Below are 18,071 nucleotides of genomic sequence, written 5' to 3'. Positions count from 1 at the left end.
CGAGGCGCAGTCACGACGCGGAGACTGATCATTTATCGGCTTGCGGCACGTCCCCATGCGGCGTAGCTTTCAGCTGCAGATCGCGCATTCGAAAGCAATTTGTCGGTTCGGCCTAGCGGGAGACAGCGATGGCAGACCCAGTCGCATGGCACCTGTCCGGTGACTATTTCGAGAATTGCAGCTGCAGCCTGCTGTGTCCGTGCCTCATGTCGGCCGCCCCTCCCCTGACCGCGCAACCGACCGAGGGGTTCTGCAACGTACCATTGCTGTTCCACATCGAAACCGGCCGCTATGGCGATGTCGCGCTCGATGGCCTCAACGCGGCGGTGATGCTGCATGCGCCCGGCGTGATGGCGGATGGAGACTGGTCGATCGCCGCCTATGTCGATCAGCGCGCCGACGATCCGCAGACGGAGGCGATGGCCGCGATCTTCACCGGAGCTGCCGGCGGCCCGATGGCTGCGTTCACGCCGCTGATCAGCACCAATCTCGGCGTGCGCAAAGTCGCCATCACCTTCCGGATCGACGGCAAGACGCGGTCCGCCGACATCGCCGACATTCTGCACATGTCCGTCGATCCGCTGCCGACCATGCACCCGAGCGGAGAGATGTGGGTAAACATCGGCCATCCCGTCAGCCCGGACAGGATGGCGCTCGCCGTCGGCGCGGCGGGCAACACCTACAACGATCACGGCATGCGTTGGGACAATTCCGGCAAGAACGGCCTGTACGCGTCGATCAGTTGGTCCAACCAGGCCTAATTCGACGTGGCGCAAGGCCGGCAACCCGCCTTGCAGATGACCGGCAGCGCCCTGGAAGCCGTGCTGCGGCGCGATCGCTGGATCGTCGGCGGCGCGATCGCGATCATGGTCGCCCTGTCGTGGGCCTATGTTCTCTGGCTTGCCAACGACATGGACATGGGCGGCATGGACATGACCGGCTTCCGCATGATCCCGGCCGGCATCGGAATCATGTTGCCGGCCGGCGAGCCGTGGCGCGCGATCGAGTTCGCCTATGTGTTCCTGATGTGGGCGGTGATGATGGTCGGGATGATGGCGCCTTCGGCCGCGCCCATGATCCTGATGTACGCCCGCGTGGGTCGGCAGGGCCGAGCGCAGGGCCAGCCGTTCGCTGCGACCGGCTGGTTTGCGGCCGGCTATCTGCTCGCCTGGAGCGGCTTTTCGCTCGTGGCGACCGGCCTGCAATGGGGTGTGGAGCGGACTGCGCTGCTGGGTTCGCGGATGGCGATCGACAACCATCTGCTCGGCGCCATCGTGCTGATCGCGGCAGGCATCTATCAGTGGACGCCGCTGAAGAGCGCCTGCCTTGCCCAATGCCAGTCGCCGCTTCTGTTCCTGATGCGTCACGGCGGCTTTCGCGGCGACCTGCAGGGCTGCGTGCTGCTGGGGCTTCGACACGGCGGCTATTGCGTGGGCTGCTGCTGGGCTCTGATGGCGCTGCTGTTCGTCGGCGGGGTGATGAGCGTGATGTGGATTGCCATTCTGACCCTGCTCGTGCTGTTTGAGAAACTGACTCCGGTCGGACGATGGGTCGCGCGCGCGGCCGGCATTGCTTGCAGTGCCGCGGGCGCCTGGATGCTGGTGTCCCTACCGCAATGACGCGCAACGACGCGATGCAGGTCGTCGCGAGAGTGGCGGCTACCCCTTGGCATGGGATGCGGGCAACATGGTAAGCAGGCTCCAGCGTGGCGACTCCGTCGCGTGGAATGCCGCAACCGAACTGACGCGAGACGCCCGTGATTCCCTGGAAGCTGATCGACACCGCAGACGTGCCCGGCGGCGGTGAACCGCTGCGGCTGATGCAGCGCGGCAAGGAGTTTTCGATCAAGCTCGGTTCGAACGAGCTGATGAACAGCCGGCTGCACGGATCCGAGGAGGCGCTGGCGACCCTGAGCTGCGCCCGCATCAAGGCCGAGCCGGCTCCGAGGCTGCTGATCGGCGGCCTCGGCATGGGCTTCACCTTGCGGGCGGCACTGACGGTGCTGGGTCCGCAGGCCCGTGTCACCGTCGCCGAGCTGGTGCCGGCGGTGATCGCCTGGGCGCGCGGGCCGATGGCCGAATTGTCCGGCGCAAGCCTTTCCGATCCGCGCGTCGACATCCACGAGGGCGACGTCGTGAAGCTGATCGCCGCAGGGCGCGGCACCTATGATGCGATCCTGCTCGATGTCGACAACGGTCCGCAGGGACTGACGCGGCAATCCAACGACGCGCTGTATGACCCCTCGGGTTTGCGCACCGCCTTCACCGCCCTGCGCCCCGGCGGCGTTCTGGCGGTGTGGTCGTCCCACCCCGACGATCGCTTTGCCCCGCGCCTGCGCAAGGCCGGCTTCGCCGCCGAGGAGATCAACATCCGCGCCACCGGCCGCGGCGGCGGCTCCCGTCACGTGATCTGGATCGCGACGCGGCCGGCGTGATTGCGCCTCGTCGCGCGCGGAGCTCTCTGTCCTGAGAACTTTCTCCACCGGCTGTACTACCAGCGCTGATATTCTCCACGCCCGTTTGGATCAGCGTAGTGACGCGTCGGACCTCGTCCTATGATGCGTCGGCGGCGACGAGGGATGCTCCATTCTCCGGCTTGTAGACCGTAGTGGCCAGGGGCACGCTATGCAATGAGGGCGCGCCCCTGAATGGGAGAATTGCCATGGATGACAGAGCGAAGCGCGCTGCCTTGCAGCACCATTGGGATGCATCGGACGTGAATGATTTCGAAGCCGAGCACGACATCTATCGCGACGATGCCGTGCTGGATTATCCGCAATCGGGCGAACGCATCCAGGGCCGGCGCAACATTCAGGAGAGCCGCTTCGTGCAGCCCAGCAGGAAGCGCTTCGCAGTGCGCCGAATCATCGGGAGCGGCGATCTGTGGGTGACCGAACTGGTCCTGACCTATGATGGCGTGCCGTCTTACGTGGTGAGCGTCATGGAATTCCGGGACGGCGGAGTAGCGCACGAGACCCAATATTTCGGCGATCGCTTCGACCCAGCGCCCTCGCGCGCGCATCTCGTCGAGCGCATCAACTCGGCCTGAAGGGCGACGAACGGCCACGGCAACCGCATTTCGGTGACGGCGGCATTTCGGTAGCAGGACAGTGCATTTCTCGTCCTCGAGTCGCCGCGTCGCTGCAGCGGCGCCCTCCGCATCCTCCGGCCACGCCGCCGAAAGCCTCACACCATCTCAGGTTGATTTCTCTCTCCTTCAGTTTACCCTTCCGCTCCTCGGCTCTCAATGTCGAGCGGGGTCCTTTGCATGGCGAGTCCCAAGATCATCATCCTGTCCGACGGGACCGGCAACGCCGCCTCGAGCGTGTGGCGAACCAACGTCTGGCGCATGTTCCAGGCGCTCGACCTGCAGGGCAACGCCCAGGCGGCCAAGTATGACGACGGCGTCGGCACATCGTCGTTCGTTCCGCTCGCCCTGCTCGGCGGCGCGTTCGGCTTCGGCCTCAAGCGCAACATCCTGGATGCCTATAAGTTCGTCTGCCGCAACTACGACCACGCGAACGGCTCGAAGATCTATCTGTTCGGCTTCAGCCGCGGCGCGTTCACCGTGCGGGTGCTCGCCGCGCTGATGCTCGATCAGGGGCTGATCGTTGCCGACACCGAGGCTGAGCTGCACGACGGCGCCGTGAAGGCCTATCGCGCCTATCGCGCCAAGGGGTACCATTCGATCTGGCGGATCGAAGTGCCGCTCCGCTGGATTCGCGATCATGTGCTGGTGCCGGTGATCGACCGCATCATGGGCCGTAAATCTCTCGACCTCATCGAGCGAAAAAGCCTCCCGGCGATCGAGTTCATCGGGCTGTGGGACACCGTCGCAGCCTATGGGCTACCGATCGACGAGATGACGCGGGGCATCTCCAACTGGGTGTGGCCGCTCGAGCTTCCCAATCGCGTGCTCAGTCCGCGGGTGACATGCGCGCGCCACGCGCTCGCGCTCGACGACGAGAGGACGACCTTCCACCCGGTGCTCTGGACCGAGGCGGGCGAGACCAAGCCGCAGGATGCCAGGACGATCGATGACGAGAGGCTGGTGCAGGTCTGGTTCGTCGGCATGCACGCCAATGTCGGCGGCGGCTATCCGGACGATTCCGTCTCCTACGTCCCCCTGACCTGGCTCGTCGGCGAGGCCGTCAAACGGGGCTTGATCTTCAAGACCGAGCCCGAGGCCGATCCGGATGCGATCAAGTCGATCGTCACATCGCAGGACAAGGACGGACGCCTCTACAACTCGCGCTCCGGGCTCGGGTCCTATTATCGATACGGCCCGCGCAAGGTGTCGGAGCTCTGCAACGACCCGGCGGCGGGCGTCCAGGTGTCGATGCCGAAGATTCACGAAAGCGTCTTCGACCGCATCGACAGCGGCTGCAATGCCTATGCGCCCATCGGGCTGCCCGACAACTACATGATCGTCCACTACGACGGCACGCTGACGCCGCTCGGGCCGACCACGTTCGAAACGCCGGCCGGCGCGGCCGCCCGGTTCGCGGCCCAGGAGAAGCTGTGGAATCTGGTGTGGTTCAGGCGCCTCGCCTATTTCGCAACCCTGGCGGCCTCGCTGCACCTCGCGGCCTTCTGGCTGTTCCACGACCTCGATCGCACGCACGAATACGACTCGCGCATCAGGATGGTCTCCGAAGCAGTCAGGCTGATCGAATCGTTCCTGCCGACATCGCTGCACTGGTGGACGGACTGGTACGCCGCCAACCCCGAATGGTTCGCCGGCGGGATCATCATCCTTGTCATGCTGACCGCGCTCGGGACATTCCTCAGCGACCGCATCGGCGACCGGATGCGCGTGATCTGGCGCGAACGGGCATCGCCCCCGATGCCGTCCGGCCCGCTGCATCGGGCCATCTACGCGCTCCGGACCAATCGCGCCTATCAGTTTGCCATCAGGAACGGCAAGCGGCATGTCGGCCCGTTCTTGCTCGCTATCGGCACCGTCTGGCTCGCAGCCACGCTGATCAGCCATTTCCTGTTCAACGCCGCGGATTCGATGGGCGCCTTTTGCCATGGCACCCCTGCCCGCGAGCTCGTCGCAGTCGACAAAGGCATTCCGCAGGATGCCAGGGATTTCTCGACCGATGCGGTTTGCGCTCCCACCGGGTTGAGCGTCCGTCCCGGCTTCTCCTACGAGATCGTCGTCACCATGACCGACCCGTGGGAGGATGCCGGGCGTCCGGTCACCCCCGCGGGCTATCGCACCTCGACGGTCCGGGGCTACGCCCGCTGGACGTTCCGCGCAGGCATCCTGCTGCGCCGCGTTCTCTTCCGTCCCTGGTATCGGCTGATCGCCAGGGTCGGCGAGACCGGCGTCGACGAATATTTCCTCGACCCCGTTCCCGCCCCCAACACGACACCTCAAGCCTACAAAGCGCGCTTCAAGGCCGAGCGCGGCGGTGAGCTGTTCCTCTATGTCAATGACGCGGTGATCGGGCTGCCCTGGGTGTACGATGCATTCTATCCGAACAACACCGGCAAGGCGAAGGTGACCGTCAGGCTGCTCTGAACCGCCGACGCCACCAGGCGGAGACGAGGTCATGATCGGCGGTTCGCCTGCCAACCGCGGCGCGACCGCTTGGGGCCGTGGCAAGCGCGCCACCGCGCGCGTGTGGCTGCGCCCTGACGAGATCTCGCGTCCATCGCTGCCGACACTGCACCGCGTCAATACAGGCTCCGCTTGAACCGCCGGAACTGCGACCAGCCGGCCGAGTTGCAAACACGGAGCATCGAACGACGAGGCAGAAAACTCCTCATCAATCCCGCTCCCCTTTTGGCTGTTCTTGAAAAGAGAGGCGACGATGAAAGCACCCCTTCTTCTTGCCGGCGCAGTGATCATCGGATCGGTCGCGCCAGTGCTCGCTGACGAATACTACATCGTGCAGGGACCGAGCCATCGCTGCACCATCACCACCACGCGCCCCGCCGACCGCGAGGTCGTCACGCAAATCGGACCGATGGCGTTCACCAGCCGCGTGGAAGCCGAGGACCGCATCCGCCAGACCAAGGTCTGTGAGGACGAAGGCACGGTCGGCAGCTCGACCAGCACCACCACGGTCATCAAAGAGAAGTAGTCGGCGGCGTCATTGCGATCGGCGTTTGCCGCGACACGGTCGCGCCCATGTCCGTGGGCGCGACTTTCTGTTGTCCACAGATCAGTTTTCGATCGGGGCCGCGCCGCCGATAGACGCAGTCGCGGCGGCCACAGAAAACCGGGGTTATCAGTCCCTTCCCGACACCGAACCGCGTCCACCCTGGTTGCGTTCCGCCGCAGCGTTGGGTACCCCAGCGCGGGATCGGATCAGGACATCATGGCCTCGCAATCGCTCAAGCTCGCCATCGGCAGCCTCGTGGTCGGAACGATCGTGCTCGACCTGAAGTATCTCGCCTATTGGATCACCGGCTCGGTCGCGCTCTACTCCGATGCCGTCGAGAGCATCGTCAACGTCGTCACCGCCGTGGTCGCGCTCGTCGCGGTGCGCATCGCCGCCAAGCCCGCGGATGCCAACCATCCGTTCGGTCACCACAAGGTCGAGTATTTCAGCGCGGTGATCGAGGGCGTCATGATCGTCGTGGCGGCGCTGCTCATCATCCATGAGGCCTACGGGAATTTCTTCGATCCGCGGGCGTTTTCCGCACCCGTCGAGGGGCTCGCGGTGAATGCGCTGGCGAGCGCGATCAATGCGGTCTGGTGCTGGCTGTTGATCACGCGGGGCAAGCGGTTGCGGTCGCCGGCGCTGGTGGCAGACGGCCGGCACCTGCTGACGGACGTCGTGTCCTCGGGCGGCGTCGTGGTCGGCCTCGGCCTCGCGGTGATGTTGCAGCTGCCGATCCTCGATCCGGCACTGGCCGTGCTGGTCGCCGTGAACATCCTGTGGTCGGGATGGCAGGTGCTGAAGGAATCCACCAGCGGGCTGATGGATGAAGCGGTCCCGGACGCCACGCTGGCGCGCATTCGCCTGATCATCAGTCAGCATGCCGGCGGCGCGCTGGAGGCGCATGATGTCCGGACCCGCCATGCCGGCAAGCTGACCTTCATCGAGTTCCACCTCGTGGTGCCTGGCGAGATGTCGGTCAACCAGGCGCACGAAATCTGCGACCGGATCGAGGCAGCCTTGCGCGAGGACGACGAGCACAGCTGGATCACCATCCACGTCGAACCCGAAAACAAGGCCAAGCATTCCGGCGTGGTGGTGCTGTAAGACCGCTGCGCACCGGACGTGGTCCGTCGGCCGCACCCGAGAGTCCCCCGCCCTCACGCTCGGCCCGTTGACCTTCATTCGCCGGCCGGCGATCGCCAGGCCCCGGCGACCTGCGACAGCTGTGGCGCGGCGTCGCCACTGCTGCAACATGTTGCGGCAACGCTCATTTTTGCCCATTTTTCCGATTGACGGCAACACGAGGCGCTGAAATGGTGCCCCCGTTTTTGAGCCTGCCGGGCCGGATAGGCCGTTGCGCCATGTGCTGCGCAGCCAGAACGGGCCATGGGACGTCGCAAGACATTTGGGGGAGGATTGCGTTGCAAGCGTTGCTGAAATTGAGCCGTGGGATCGATGCGTTCACGACCTGGACCGGCAAGCGGCTGGCGTGGCTGATCCTGCTCGCCGTCATCATCTCGACGATCAACGCCATCGTCCGCAAGACGCTCGACACCTCGTCGAATTCCTGGCTCGAGCTGCAATGGGTGCTGTTCTCAGCCGTCTTCCTGCTGTGCTCCCCCTGGACCCTGCTCGACAACGAGCACATCCGCATCGACATCGTCAACGCCATGATGCCCAAATGGCTGCGTGACACCATCGACGTCGTCGGTCACGTGCTCTTCCTCATCCCGCTCTGCATCGTGATGATCATCACCAGCGTGCCCTTCTTCCTGCGCTCCATCGAGATCAACGAGCAATCGAGCAACGCTGGCGGCCTGCCGCAATGGCCGGCGAAGTCCCTCATCATGCTCGGCTTCGCCTTCCTGCTGGCGCAGGGCGTGTCCGAGCTGATCAAGCGCATCGCGGTCATGCGCGGGCTGATCCCGGATCCCCACGCTTCGAAGCCCCACGGCATCGAGGCCGAGGTCGAGCACCTCGTCGAAGCGATCGAGAAGAAGTAAGCGGCGGGCTGGGGGATCATCCAATGGAAGCGTTTCTGATCGCCAATATGGCGCCGATCATGTTCGGGTCGCTGGTCGTGATGCTGCTGCTCGGCTATCCGGCAGCGTTCTCGCTCGGCGCCGTCGGCCTGTTCTACGCCCTCGTCGGCATCGGGCTCGGCGAATTCCGGCCGGACTTCCTGCAGGCGCTACCGGAACGCGTCTACGGCGTGATGAACAACGACACGCTGCTGGCGATTCCGTTCTTCACCTTCATGGGCCTGGTGCTGGAACGATCCGGCATGGCCGAGGATCTGCTCGACACCATCGGACAGCTGTTCGGCACCATCCGCGGCGGCCTCGCTTATGCGGTCGTGTTCGTCGGCGCGCTGCTCGCGGCCACCACCGGCGTGGTCGCCGCCTCGGTGATCTCGATGGGCCTGATCTCTCTGCCGATCATGCTGCGCTACGGCTACGACCGCCGGCTTGCCTCGGGCATCATCGCCGCCTCCGGCACGCTTGCGCAGATCATCCCGCCGTCGCTGGTCCTGATCGTCATGGCCGACCAGCTCGGCAAGTCCGTCGGCGACATGTACGAAGGCGCCTTCATCCCTGGCCTCGTGCTGTCGGCGATCTATGCAGCCTATGCCTTCCTCACCAGCATGATCTTCCCGAAATCGGCCCCCGGCCTGCCGGCCGATGCGATCGGCTTTCGGGAGGACTCAGGCGACCGCGGCCTGAAATCGCTGGGCGTGCTGTTTCTGGCGAGCTGTGTGTTCGGCTGGTTCATGATGCGCGGCTCGGAATATCACGGCGCCGACTTCGTCGTGCTGAGCATGTTCTACGGCATCGTGTTCGCCTTCGCCGTCGCCGTCGTGAACTGGGTGCTGGAGCGCACCACCGGATACCGCTTCCTGTCCCGCATGGCGCAGCAGACCACCTTCGTGATGGTGCCGCCGCTGTTCCTGATCTTCCTGGTGCTCGGTACGATCTTCATCGGGCTCGCGACGCCGACGGAAGGCGGCGCGATGGGCGCCGCCGGCGCGATCATCCTTGGTGCGATCAAGCGGCGACTGAGCTTCGACCTGGTCCGGCAGGCCGTGGAGTCCACCGCCAAGCTGTCGGCCTTCGTGGTCTTCATCCTGGTCGGCGCGCGCGTGTTCTCGCTGACCTTCTACGGCGTCAACGGCCATGTCTGGGTCGAGCACCTGCTGACTTCGCTGCCCGGCGGTCAGGTCGGCTTCCTGATCTTCGTCAACGCCTTCGTGTTCGTGCTGGCGTTCTTCCTCGACTTCTTCGAGCTCGCCTTCATCATCATCCCGCTGCTCGGACCCGCGGCCGAAAAGCTCGGCATCGACCTGATCTGGTTCGGCGTCATCCTCGGCGTCAACATGCAGACCTCGTTCATGCATCCGCCGTTCGGCTTTGCCTTGTTCTATTTGCGATCAGTGGCACCGAAGGAGTCCTATCTCGACCGTGTCACCGGCAAGAGGATGGAGCCGGTGACCACGGGACAGATCTACTGGGGCGCGGTGCCGTTCGTGGTGATCCAGTTGATCATGGTGATGCTGGTGATCCTGTTCCCCTCGATGGTCATGCACTACAAGGGCTCGCTCTCCACCGTTGATCCGAACTCGATCAAGATCGAGATCCCGCAGATCGACGCGCCGCCGCTCGATTTCGGCCCGCCTCAGATCGATGTCGGACCGCCGAAGCAGTGATGGCCGCGACGCGCGATCGCTCCGCCCACGAAAAACCCCGGCGCAACGCGCCGGGGTTTTGTTTTGTCGCTGGCTCCTGACGCGATACGGCGCCGGTCTCAGCTCAGCGGATTGCGCGCCATGAAGGCGTCGTAGCCGATCTCGGCGACCTGGAACCAGGAGTAGCCATTGCCGGCGAAGGCCGACAGCGACTCATAGGTCTTCTTGAAGTCGGGGTTGGTGGCCGCGACCTCGTTGTGCAGCTCGCGGGCAGCCTTCAGGCAGGCCTGCATGATCTCCGGCGAGAACGCATGCAGCTTGGCACCGGCGGCGAGCAGCCGGCGCAGCGCCGCCGGATTGCTCTGGTCGTACTTCGCCATCATCCAGTTGTTGGCATAATGGCCGGCATGCTCGAGGATCTTCTGATAGTTCTTGGGCAGCGCATTCCAACGATCCTGGTTGACGAAGGAAAGCAGTATCGGTCCGCCCTCCCACCAGCCCGGATAGTAGTAGTGGGGCGCGACCTTGACGAAGCCGAGCTTCTCGTCGTCGTAGGGTCCGACCCACTCGGCCGCATCGATCGTGCCCTTCTCCAACGCCGGATAGATGTCGCCGCCGGCGATCTGCTGCGGCACCGCGCCGAGCTTCTGCAGCACGCGGCCGGCAAAGCCCCCGACGCGGAATTTCAGCCCCTTGAGATCGTTGACGCCGGTGAGCTCCTTGCGGAACCAGCCGCCCATCTGGCAACCGGTGTTGCCGGCAAGCAGCGAGACGACATTGTACTTCGCGTAGAACTCGTTGAGGATCTCACGTCCTCCGCCGAGCATGTACCAGGCCTGGTTGATGCGCATGTTCGGCCCGAACGGGACCGACGAGCCGAAGGTGAACGTCGGGTCCTTGCCGAAATAGTAGTACGACGCAGTGTGGCCGATTTCGACGGTGCCGTTCTGCACGGCGTCGAGGACCTGCAGGCCGGGCACGATTTCGCCGGCGGCGAAGGGCTGGATCTGGAATTTGTTGTCGGTGGCCTCACCGACCACCTTGGCCATGATCTCGGCGCCGCCATACAAGGTGTCGAGCGATTTCGGCCAGCTCGTCGGCATGCGCCATTTCAGCTCCGGCATCGATTGTGCGATGGCCGGCGCTGCGATCGCGGCCGCGCCAGCGGCGCCAAGCCCGGTCACCTTGATGAAGTCTCTCCGCTTCATAGTTCTTCCCTCCCTGGGGGTCATTGTGTTCGTTTCCTGAGCAGCCTTCTTTGTGAGGCTTCAGTTCCAGTGTGGATCAAAGTGCGTCGGAGTGCCATTGCGAAACGTTGTCGCAACGCAAAAGCCCGGCCTCTCGCGAGGCCGGGCTGACGTCGATCCGCCGATCTGAAGTTTGCGATCAGCCGCGGGTACGCGAGCGGATCATGAAGCTGTCGTAGGTATACTCGGCAACCTGCCACCACAGATATTCATCCGAGCGGTAGGCCTGCATCGCGTCGATGACCTTCTTGAAGTCGGCGTTCTTGGCCGAGATCTCGCCCCACAACTCGTTGGTCGCCTTGAGGCAGGCCTCGAGCACCTCGTTGGTGAACGGCCGCAGCTGCGTGCCGCCGGCGACCAGGCGCTTCAGCGCCGCCGGGTTCACCTGGTCGTAGCGCGCGGCCATCCAGGTGTTGGCATTGACCGTCGCGTTGGCGAGGATCGACTGATAGTGCTTCGGCAGCTCGTTCCACTTGTCGAGATTGGCGAAGGCGTGGACGGTCGGACCGCCCTCCCAGAAGCCCGGGTAGTAGTAGTACTTCGCCACCTTCTGGAAGCCGAGCTTCTCGTCGTCATACGGACCGACCCACTCGGCGGCGTCGATGGTGCCCTTCTCGAGCGACGGGTAGATGTCGCCGCCCGCGAGCTGCTGCGGCACGACGCCGAGCTTCTGCAGCACCTGGCCGGCGATGCCACCGATGCGGAACTTCAAGCCCGAAAGGTCGGCGACGGTCTTGATCTCCTTGCGGAACCAGCCGCCCATCTGGGTGCCGGTGTTGCCGCAGGGGAAGCCAATGACGTTGGCGGCCTTCTTGAAGAACTCGTTGGCGAGCTCGTTGCCGCCGCCCTGATATAGCCAGGAGTTCTGCTGCCGGGCGTTCAGGCCGAACGGCACCGAGGCGAAGATCGCGAAGGTCGGGTCCTTGCCGACGTAATAATACGACACCGTATGGCACATCTCGACGGTGTTCTTGGAGGTCGCGTCGAGCGCCTGCAGGCCCGGCACCAGCTCACCAGCCTGGAAGACCTGGATCTGGAACTTGTTGTCGGTCATCTCGGCAACCTGCTTCGCCATATATTCGGCGCCGCCATAGATCGTGTCGAGCGACTTCGGGAAGCTGGAGGTCAACCGCCATTTGATCTCGGGCATCGACTGCGCGATCGCAGGCGAGGCCACCGCTGCCGACGCGGCGGCACCGGCGGCCGAGACCTTCAGAAAATCACGACGCTTCATATTAAGGCATCTCCTTGTTGGGGGCGTTTTCCCGTTGAAAAATCATTTATCCGCCGATGCGATTGGCCGCACACGGTCGAAGGCGATCCGGGCCGGGCTTTAGCACGGAACCGGTTAAGCGAAAACGCGACGTTGGAATGACAAACGGTCCAATAGTCGCACACGCTTCGCTGCAGTGCATCAAGCAGCGGCGATCGCGTCCTTGAGCTGATCCCGCACCGACGCGGCGATGGCCCGGTAGATCGCGGCATGCGGACCCTTCGGCTCGCTCTCGACCACCGGGTTGCCGGCGTCCGACGTCGAGCGGATGTCCATGTGCAGCGGGATTTCACCAAGGAACGGCACGCCGAGCCGCTCGGCCTCGTGGCGCGCGCCGCCATGGCCGAAGATGTCGGACCGGGTGCCGCATTCCGGGCACTGGAAGTAGCTCATGTTCTCGATGATGCCGAGCACGGGCACGTTGACCTTGCGGAACATCGCAAGCCCGCGGCGGGCGTCGATCAGCGACAGGTCCTGCGGCGTCGACACGATCACGGCGCCCTTCAGCGGCACGTTCTGCGCCAGGGTCAGCTGGGCGTCGCCGGTGCCCGGCGGCATGTCGACGACGAGCACGTCGAGCGTTCCCCACGCGACGTCGCGCAGCATCTGGTTGATCGCCGACATCACCATCGGGCCGCGCCAGATCATCGGGCTGTCCTCGTCGACGAGAAAGCCGATGGACATGATCGACAGGCCGAACCGCGACAGCGGAATCATCTTCTTGTCGTCGGTGAGCTTGGGCTTTTCCTGCAGCCCGGTCAGCCGCGGCACCGACGGGCCGTAGATGTCGGCGTCGAGCAGCCCGACCTTGAGGCCGAGATCGCGCAAGCCCAGCGCGAGATTGATCGCGGTGGTCGACTTGCCGACACCGCCCTTGCCCGAGGCCACCGCGATGACGGCCGCGATACCCGGGATCGCGGCCTGCCGGGACATCGGCGAGTCCGCCGGATGCTGGTGCTGATGCGGACGATGCGCCGCGACCGGCTGCACGCCGCCCTGTCGCGGCGGCGGGGCGGCAGCGCCCGCCTTGCGCTCCGCGGTCAGCGCGATCATCGCCATGGTCACGCCGGGTATGGCGCGCACGGCGGCTTCGGCTTTCGCGCGGGTGTCTTCCCAGGCGCGGGCCTCGCTGGCCTCGACATTGATCGAGAAGAACACCTTGCCGTCATTGGCCGTGATCGGCGACAGCACGCCGGCGTCCGGCAGCGCCACGCCACGTGGCGAGCGGACCCGCTTGAGTGCCTCGATAACCTGCTGCTGCGTCACGCTCACGGCGCGTCTCCTGAAGAAGTTCAGAACGCGCCACATCGTCGCGCCCTATCCCGTTGGCCGGACATGATCTTCCGTCGTCTGCGACGGTACCGCTCCGGCCCTGCGTTGCGCTGCTTCATAAGGCCGACCGGCTCAAAACGCCACCATGGTTCCGATGTCGGAGGCGGTCTCGACCGGCGCATCCTCGGCCCGCTCCTTCGCTGCCTCGTAATTGAGCTCGATCATCACGCCGTTGGGGTCGCGCACGAAGATCTGCCACAGCTCCCCGCCCGGCACCTGCCGCGCCTCGAACGGCATGCCCTTGGCGGCGAGCCGCGCCTTCATGCCGGCGAAGCCGCGGCTGACGAAGGCGACGTGGTGGACGACGCCGGAGTCCGGCTTCTGTGCCTCTGAGGTCGGCGAGATGTCGACCAGGTGCACCACCGGGCGGCCCTCGCTGTACATCCAGGCGCCAGGAAAGGCGAAGTTCGGCCGGGCGCCGTTCTCCAGCCCGAGCACGTCTTCATAGAAGCGGACCGTCTCGGCGAGGTTGCGGGTCCGGATGTTGAAATGATCGAGCACGCCGACGCTGACGCCCATGCGAGACACTCCCCTGGCTGGTTCGTTGGTTGACTGGATTTCGTTGCGCGATGACGGCTTTGCAAGCCGTCATGATGATGCCTCTTTAGCACGCGGCGCCGCTTTCGCATCCGTCACGAAGCCGTTGCCCCCGCCTCTCAAGCCGTTATGGTGCGGCGTCCAGCACCGCCGCGACCCGCGCCGGATGCTGATGTGTTCCTTTCAAGAACAGCCCGGCCCTCTCAAGGCTGTCGGCAGAACCCCAAGGTCAAGGTAGCTCATATGGCTAAAGTCGCTTTCATCGGTCTCGGCGTCATGGGTTTCCCCATGGCAGGACATCTCGTGAAGAAGGGCGGTCACGAGGTCACGGTCTACAACCGTACCGCGGCCAAGGCGAAGGAATGGGCCGACAAGTTCGGCGGCAAGGCAGCCCCCACGCCGAAGCAGGCCGCGGAAGGCCAGGACTTCGTGATGTGCTGCGTCGGCAACGACAACGACCTGCGCGCGGTCACGATCGGCCCGGACGGCGCATTTGCCGGCATGGCGAAGGGCGCGACGTTCGTCGACCACACCACCGCCTCGGCTGAAGTGGCACGTGAGCTCGACGCCGCAGCCACCAAGGCCGGCTTCAAATTCATCGACGCGCCAGTGTCCGGCGGCCAGGCCGGCGCCGAGAACGGCGTGCTGACGGTGATGTGCGGCGGCACCGCCGACGCCTATGCCGGCGCCGAGCCGGTGATCGCGGCCTATGCCCGGATGTGCAAGCTGCTGGGACCGGCCGGCAGCGGCCAGCTGACCAAGATGGTCAACCAGATCTGCATCGCCGGCCTCGTGCAGGGCCTGTCCGAGGGTATCCATTTCGCGAAGAAGTCCGGCCTCGACGTTCCCGCTGTCATCGAGACCATCTCCAAGGGCGCCGCCCAGTCCTGGCAGATGGAGAACCGCTACAAGACCATGAACGACGGCAAATACGACTTTGGTTTTGCGGTGGAATGGATGCGCAAGGACCTGTCGATCTGCCTCAGCGAAGCGCGCCGCAACGGCGCCCATCTGCCGGTGACCGCGCTGGTCGACCAGTTCTATTCCGAGGTCGAGAAGCTCGGCGGCAAGCGCTGGGACACGTCGAGCCTGCTGGCCCGGCTGGAGAAGTGATCCCGCCGCTCTCCGACTGATCGATCTGCCGCTGCGCGTGTGCTGCGGCGGCAGATTTCCGATCCGGGACCTTGGCAGGCCCCGGCTCATCTGCCTTCCCCCATGTATTGCCGCAGACACGCGGCGGGATACGTCCGCCGCGGACGGGCGCCATTGCGCCATCTGCGACTCGCTGATACCCCTTGCAATCGCTAATCGTTCGCATGTGTTGCCCGATCGAGACACCCACTCAGAGAAAGATGGATATGTAATGTTATAACATTACATATCCGTTGGGCTGGGCTAACTCTCGTCGTGGTGATCATGAACGTTGGCTGGGGGCGCAGATGGCCGGGAAGCCGGCTGCTGCGATGGGGAGCGGAATGAGCGTGCGCGACGTCTGGGGTTCGATATCGCTTGCGGGGCTGCTGGTGGCAGGCTGGTCGGCGGTGCCGGCGGCTTATGCCCAACAGACCTCCCCTCCGGACGGGAGGCAGGCCGCCGCAGACACCCTGCTGCCGGACGTGACGGTCGATTCGCCGCGGCAGCGCCCGGCGGCCGGCCGCGCGCCCTCCTCGACCCAAGCCGCCCGTCGGACCACACCTCCGGCGTCCCGGCGCATGGCCGCGCCCACGCCCGCAGCAGCGCCGACGCGGCCTTCGTCCAACACGGCGGCCACCACGCCGCTCAACAGCAATGCGACGCCCGCGAGCGGGAGCCGGCTCGGCCTCACCGTAGGCGAGCTGCCGGCATCGATCGAGATGGTCGGCGCCGAGACGCTGCGTGAGCAGGGCTACCACACGACCGTCGACGCGGTGAAAGGCGCCACCGGCGTCAGCGCGGGTGATGCCCCGAACGATGTCGGCTTCGCGATGCGCGGCTTCCAGGGCAACCAGGTCAACGTGCTCTACAACGGCATCAACATCGGCCCGACCGGCTTCACCGCGCTGACGATGGAGACGTTCAACCTCGACCGCATCGAGTTTCTCAAGGGCCCCTCCTCGCTGATCTCGGGCCAGGGCGCGGTCGGCGGCACCGTCAATTTCGTGACCAAGGCCCCGCACACCGGCCCGATCGAGAGCGAAGCCTTCGTCGGCTTCGACCAGCGCGGCACGTTCCGCAGTGGCTTCGGCTCGGGCGGCAGCACGACCGTCAAGGGCCTGGACTATCGCTTCGACATCAGCCGGACCAGGGAGGTCGGCTTCATCGACGACACCGAGTTCAAGAATATCCATGTCTCAGGCCAGCTCGACTACCGGCTGTCCGACAGCTTCAAGACCTTCTTTGCCGCCGAGTTCAAGGACTACAAGGCCAAGCCCTACGAAGGCACGCCGCTGGTGCCGGTCACCTTCAGCGGCGCCAACGCGACCAGCGGCATCGTCTCAGGCACCAAGGTGTCGGCCTACAACGGCACCGATCTCGGCGCCGTCACGATCGACGGCCGCACGCTGTCGACCAACTACAACGTGGTCGACGGCCACAAGACGATCAAGGAATCGTGGGTCCGCAGCGGGTTCGAATGGGACCTGAGCAACGACGTCAGGCTGCGGAGCCAAGTCTACAACTACAACGCCAGCCGCGACTGGTACAACAACGAGGTCTCGGCGTTCAACGCGACCACCAACACCGTCGATCGCGAGCGGTTCTTCGTCCACCACAACCACAACATCGTCGGCAACATCACCGACGTTACGTGGAACGGCAGCATCTTCGGCCTGGCGAACCGGCTGGTTGGCTCGGTCGAGAGCTCCCACACCGACTTCACGCGGCCGGGTGCCGCGAACTTCTTTCACGACACCGTGCCGCTGGTCGGGTTCGACCGAGGCGTGTTTGGCAGCCTGACGACGCAACTGCAGACAGCCACCATCGACAGCGTCGCGCTCAACCTCGAGGACCGGCTGAAGCTGACCGACACGTTCGCCCTGGTCGGCGGCCTGCGCTACAACCCGCTCTCGCTCGACCGCAACTCGATCGACAAGAACGGCGTCGTGAAGAGCGGCTTCCCCTATTCCAAGAGCTGGCAGCCGGTCACCGGCCGCATCGGCTACACCTGGGAAGTGCTCCCGGGCACCACCTTCTACAGCCAATATGCGACCGCCACCGACATCTCCGCTGACAGCATCTTCCTGCTGAGTCCGACCCAGAACCTCACGCTCTCGGACACCCGCAGCTATGAGACCGGCGTCAAGCAGCTCGCGTGGAACGGCCGCGCGGAGTGGACCTTCTCGGCCTTCGACATCGAACGCAACAACGTCTACAGCGCCCAGGCCGGCCAGCAGCTCAACCTGGCCGGCAAGGTGAAATCTCAGGGCATCGAAGTCGCAGCCGCCGTGCGGCCGACGCCGGAGAGCAGGCTCTGGGGCAACGTCACCTATGTCCGCGCCCGCTATGCCGATTATGATCTCGCCGGCGGCGGCTCGTTCTCGGGCAACACGCCGCCCAACATTCCCGCCGTCATCGTCAATGGCGGCGGCTCCTACCGCTTCCTCAATCCCGGCTGGTGGCCGGTCGAGCTTGGTTTCTCCGTGCGCCACGTAGGCGATCGCTGGAGCACCGATGCCAACACGGTGAAACTGCTCGCCTACACCACCGCCGATCTGTTCGCGTTCGTCGACCTGCCGAGGGTGCCGCTGTTCGCCACCGCGACCAGCACGCGGCTCGCCTTCCGCGTCCGCAACGTTGCCGACAAACGTTATGCGGCCTGGAGCGATCCGTTCTATCCCGACCAGATCTTCCTCGGCGCGCCCCGCACCTACGAGGTCGAAGCCTCGTTCAAGTTCTGATGGCCGC

At 65.0% G+C, this 18,071-nt stretch carries 15 protein-coding genes; 11 read left to right on the top strand and 4 right to left on the bottom strand.

Annotated elements, in window-relative coordinates; genetic code table 11:
* The first annotated feature begins 128 nt into the window (after positions 1-128).
* The 9 genes from ACQR03_RS24805 to ACQR03_RS24765 all read left to right on the top strand — a co-directional run bounded on the left by ACQR03_RS24805 (position 129) and on the right by ACQR03_RS24765 (position 9,821).
* On the top strand, positions 129-761 hold the full coding sequence (locus ACQR03_RS24805; protein ID WP_316184340.1) for a DUF1326 domain-containing protein: 633 nt from the start codon (positions 129-131) through the stop codon (positions 759-761).
* A gap of 36 nt (positions 762-797) precedes the next feature.
* The gene (locus tag ACQR03_RS24800; RefSeq protein WP_434841977.1) at positions 798-1,619 is read left to right on the top strand and encodes a DUF2182 domain-containing protein; all 822 of its coding nucleotides are present in this window, start codon (positions 798-800) and stop codon (positions 1,617-1,619) included.
* Between the two features lie 137 nt (positions 1,620-1,756).
* Positions 1,757-2,434 carry a spermidine synthase gene (locus tag ACQR03_RS24795; RefSeq protein WP_316193705.1) on the top strand — a complete coding sequence of 226 codons (678 nt, stop codon included), beginning with the start codon at positions 1,757-1,759 and terminating at the stop codon, positions 2,432-2,434.
* Positions 2,435-2,661: 227 nt separating this feature from the next.
* Positions 2,662-3,048: a nuclear transport factor 2 family protein gene (locus ACQR03_RS24790; RefSeq protein ID WP_316165007.1), complete on the top strand. Its 387-nt coding sequence runs from the start codon at positions 2,662-2,664 to the stop codon at positions 3,046-3,048.
* A 219-nt stretch (positions 3,049-3,267) separates the two neighbouring features.
* On the top strand, positions 3,268-5,529 hold the full coding sequence (locus tag ACQR03_RS24785) for a DUF2235 domain-containing protein (RefSeq protein ID WP_316195191.1): 2,262 nt from the start codon (positions 3,268-3,270) through the stop codon (positions 5,527-5,529).
* 292 nt (positions 5,530-5,821) lie between these two features.
* Positions 5,822-6,094 (top strand): hypothetical protein, encoded by a 273-nt coding sequence (locus ACQR03_RS24780; RefSeq protein ID WP_315717640.1) that lies wholly within the window; start codon positions 5,822-5,824, stop codon positions 6,092-6,094.
* 237 nt (positions 6,095-6,331) lie between these two features.
* Positions 6,332-7,222, top strand: coding sequence for a cation diffusion facilitator family transporter (locus ACQR03_RS24775; protein ID WP_434841978.1), 891 nt, complete (start codon positions 6,332-6,334; stop codon positions 7,220-7,222).
* A gap of 317 nt (positions 7,223-7,539) precedes the next feature.
* Positions 7,540-8,121, top strand: a complete 582-nt coding sequence (locus ACQR03_RS24770; RefSeq protein WP_315752570.1) for a TRAP transporter small permease subunit — start codon at positions 7,540-7,542, stop codon at positions 8,119-8,121.
* Positions 8,122-8,144: 23 nt separating this feature from the next.
* Positions 8,145-9,821 (top strand): TRAP transporter large permease, encoded by a 1,677-nt coding sequence (locus ACQR03_RS24765; protein ID WP_315752569.1) that lies wholly within the window; start codon positions 8,145-8,147, stop codon positions 9,819-9,821.
* 98 nt (positions 9,822-9,919) lie between these two features.
* Here ACQR03_RS24765 and ACQR03_RS24760 read toward each other — a convergent pair whose 3' ends face one another.
* The 4 genes from ACQR03_RS24760 to ACQR03_RS24745 form a co-directional block, all read right to left on the bottom strand.
* Positions 9,920-11,008, bottom strand: coding sequence for a TRAP transporter substrate-binding protein (locus ACQR03_RS24760; protein WP_315752568.1), 1,089 nt, complete (start codon positions 11,006-11,008; stop codon positions 9,920-9,922).
* Between the two features lie 178 nt (positions 11,009-11,186).
* Positions 11,187-12,281, bottom strand: a complete 1,095-nt coding sequence (locus ACQR03_RS24755; protein ID WP_316165001.1) for a TRAP transporter substrate-binding protein — start codon at positions 12,279-12,281, stop codon at positions 11,187-11,189.
* 180 nt (positions 12,282-12,461) lie between these two features.
* On the bottom strand, positions 12,462-13,592 hold the full coding sequence (locus tag ACQR03_RS24750) for an Mrp/NBP35 family ATP-binding protein (RefSeq protein ID WP_316164999.1): 1,131 nt from the start codon (positions 13,590-13,592) through the stop codon (positions 12,462-12,464).
* Between the two features lie 132 nt (positions 13,593-13,724).
* Positions 13,725-14,171: a VOC family protein gene (locus ACQR03_RS24745; RefSeq protein WP_315827817.1), complete on the bottom strand. Its 447-nt coding sequence runs from the start codon at positions 14,169-14,171 to the stop codon at positions 13,725-13,727.
* 261 nt (positions 14,172-14,432) lie between these two features.
* On the opposite strand from ACQR03_RS24745, the gene ACQR03_RS24740 reads away from it, so the two are divergent.
* Both ACQR03_RS24740 and ACQR03_RS24735 read left to right on the top strand, forming a co-directional pair.
* A complete protein-coding gene (locus ACQR03_RS24740) occupies positions 14,433-15,302 on the top strand; it encodes an NAD(P)-dependent oxidoreductase (RefSeq protein ID WP_315717630.1) in 870 nt (289 codons plus the stop codon).
* Between the two features lie 362 nt (positions 15,303-15,664).
* Positions 15,665-18,064: a TonB-dependent receptor domain-containing protein gene (locus tag ACQR03_RS24735; RefSeq protein WP_434841979.1), complete on the top strand. Its 2,400-nt coding sequence runs from the start codon at positions 15,665-15,667 to the stop codon at positions 18,062-18,064.
* The last annotated feature ends 7 nt before the right edge of the window (positions 18,065-18,071 follow it).

It is taken from the genome of Bradyrhizobium sp. HKCCYLS3070, from assembly GCF_051167575.1.
Lineage (GTDB): Bacteria > Pseudomonadota > Alphaproteobacteria > Rhizobiales > Xanthobacteraceae > Bradyrhizobium.
Note: the sequence above shows the minus strand (reverse complement) of the source record. Positions and strands in the feature narration are given on the sequence as shown.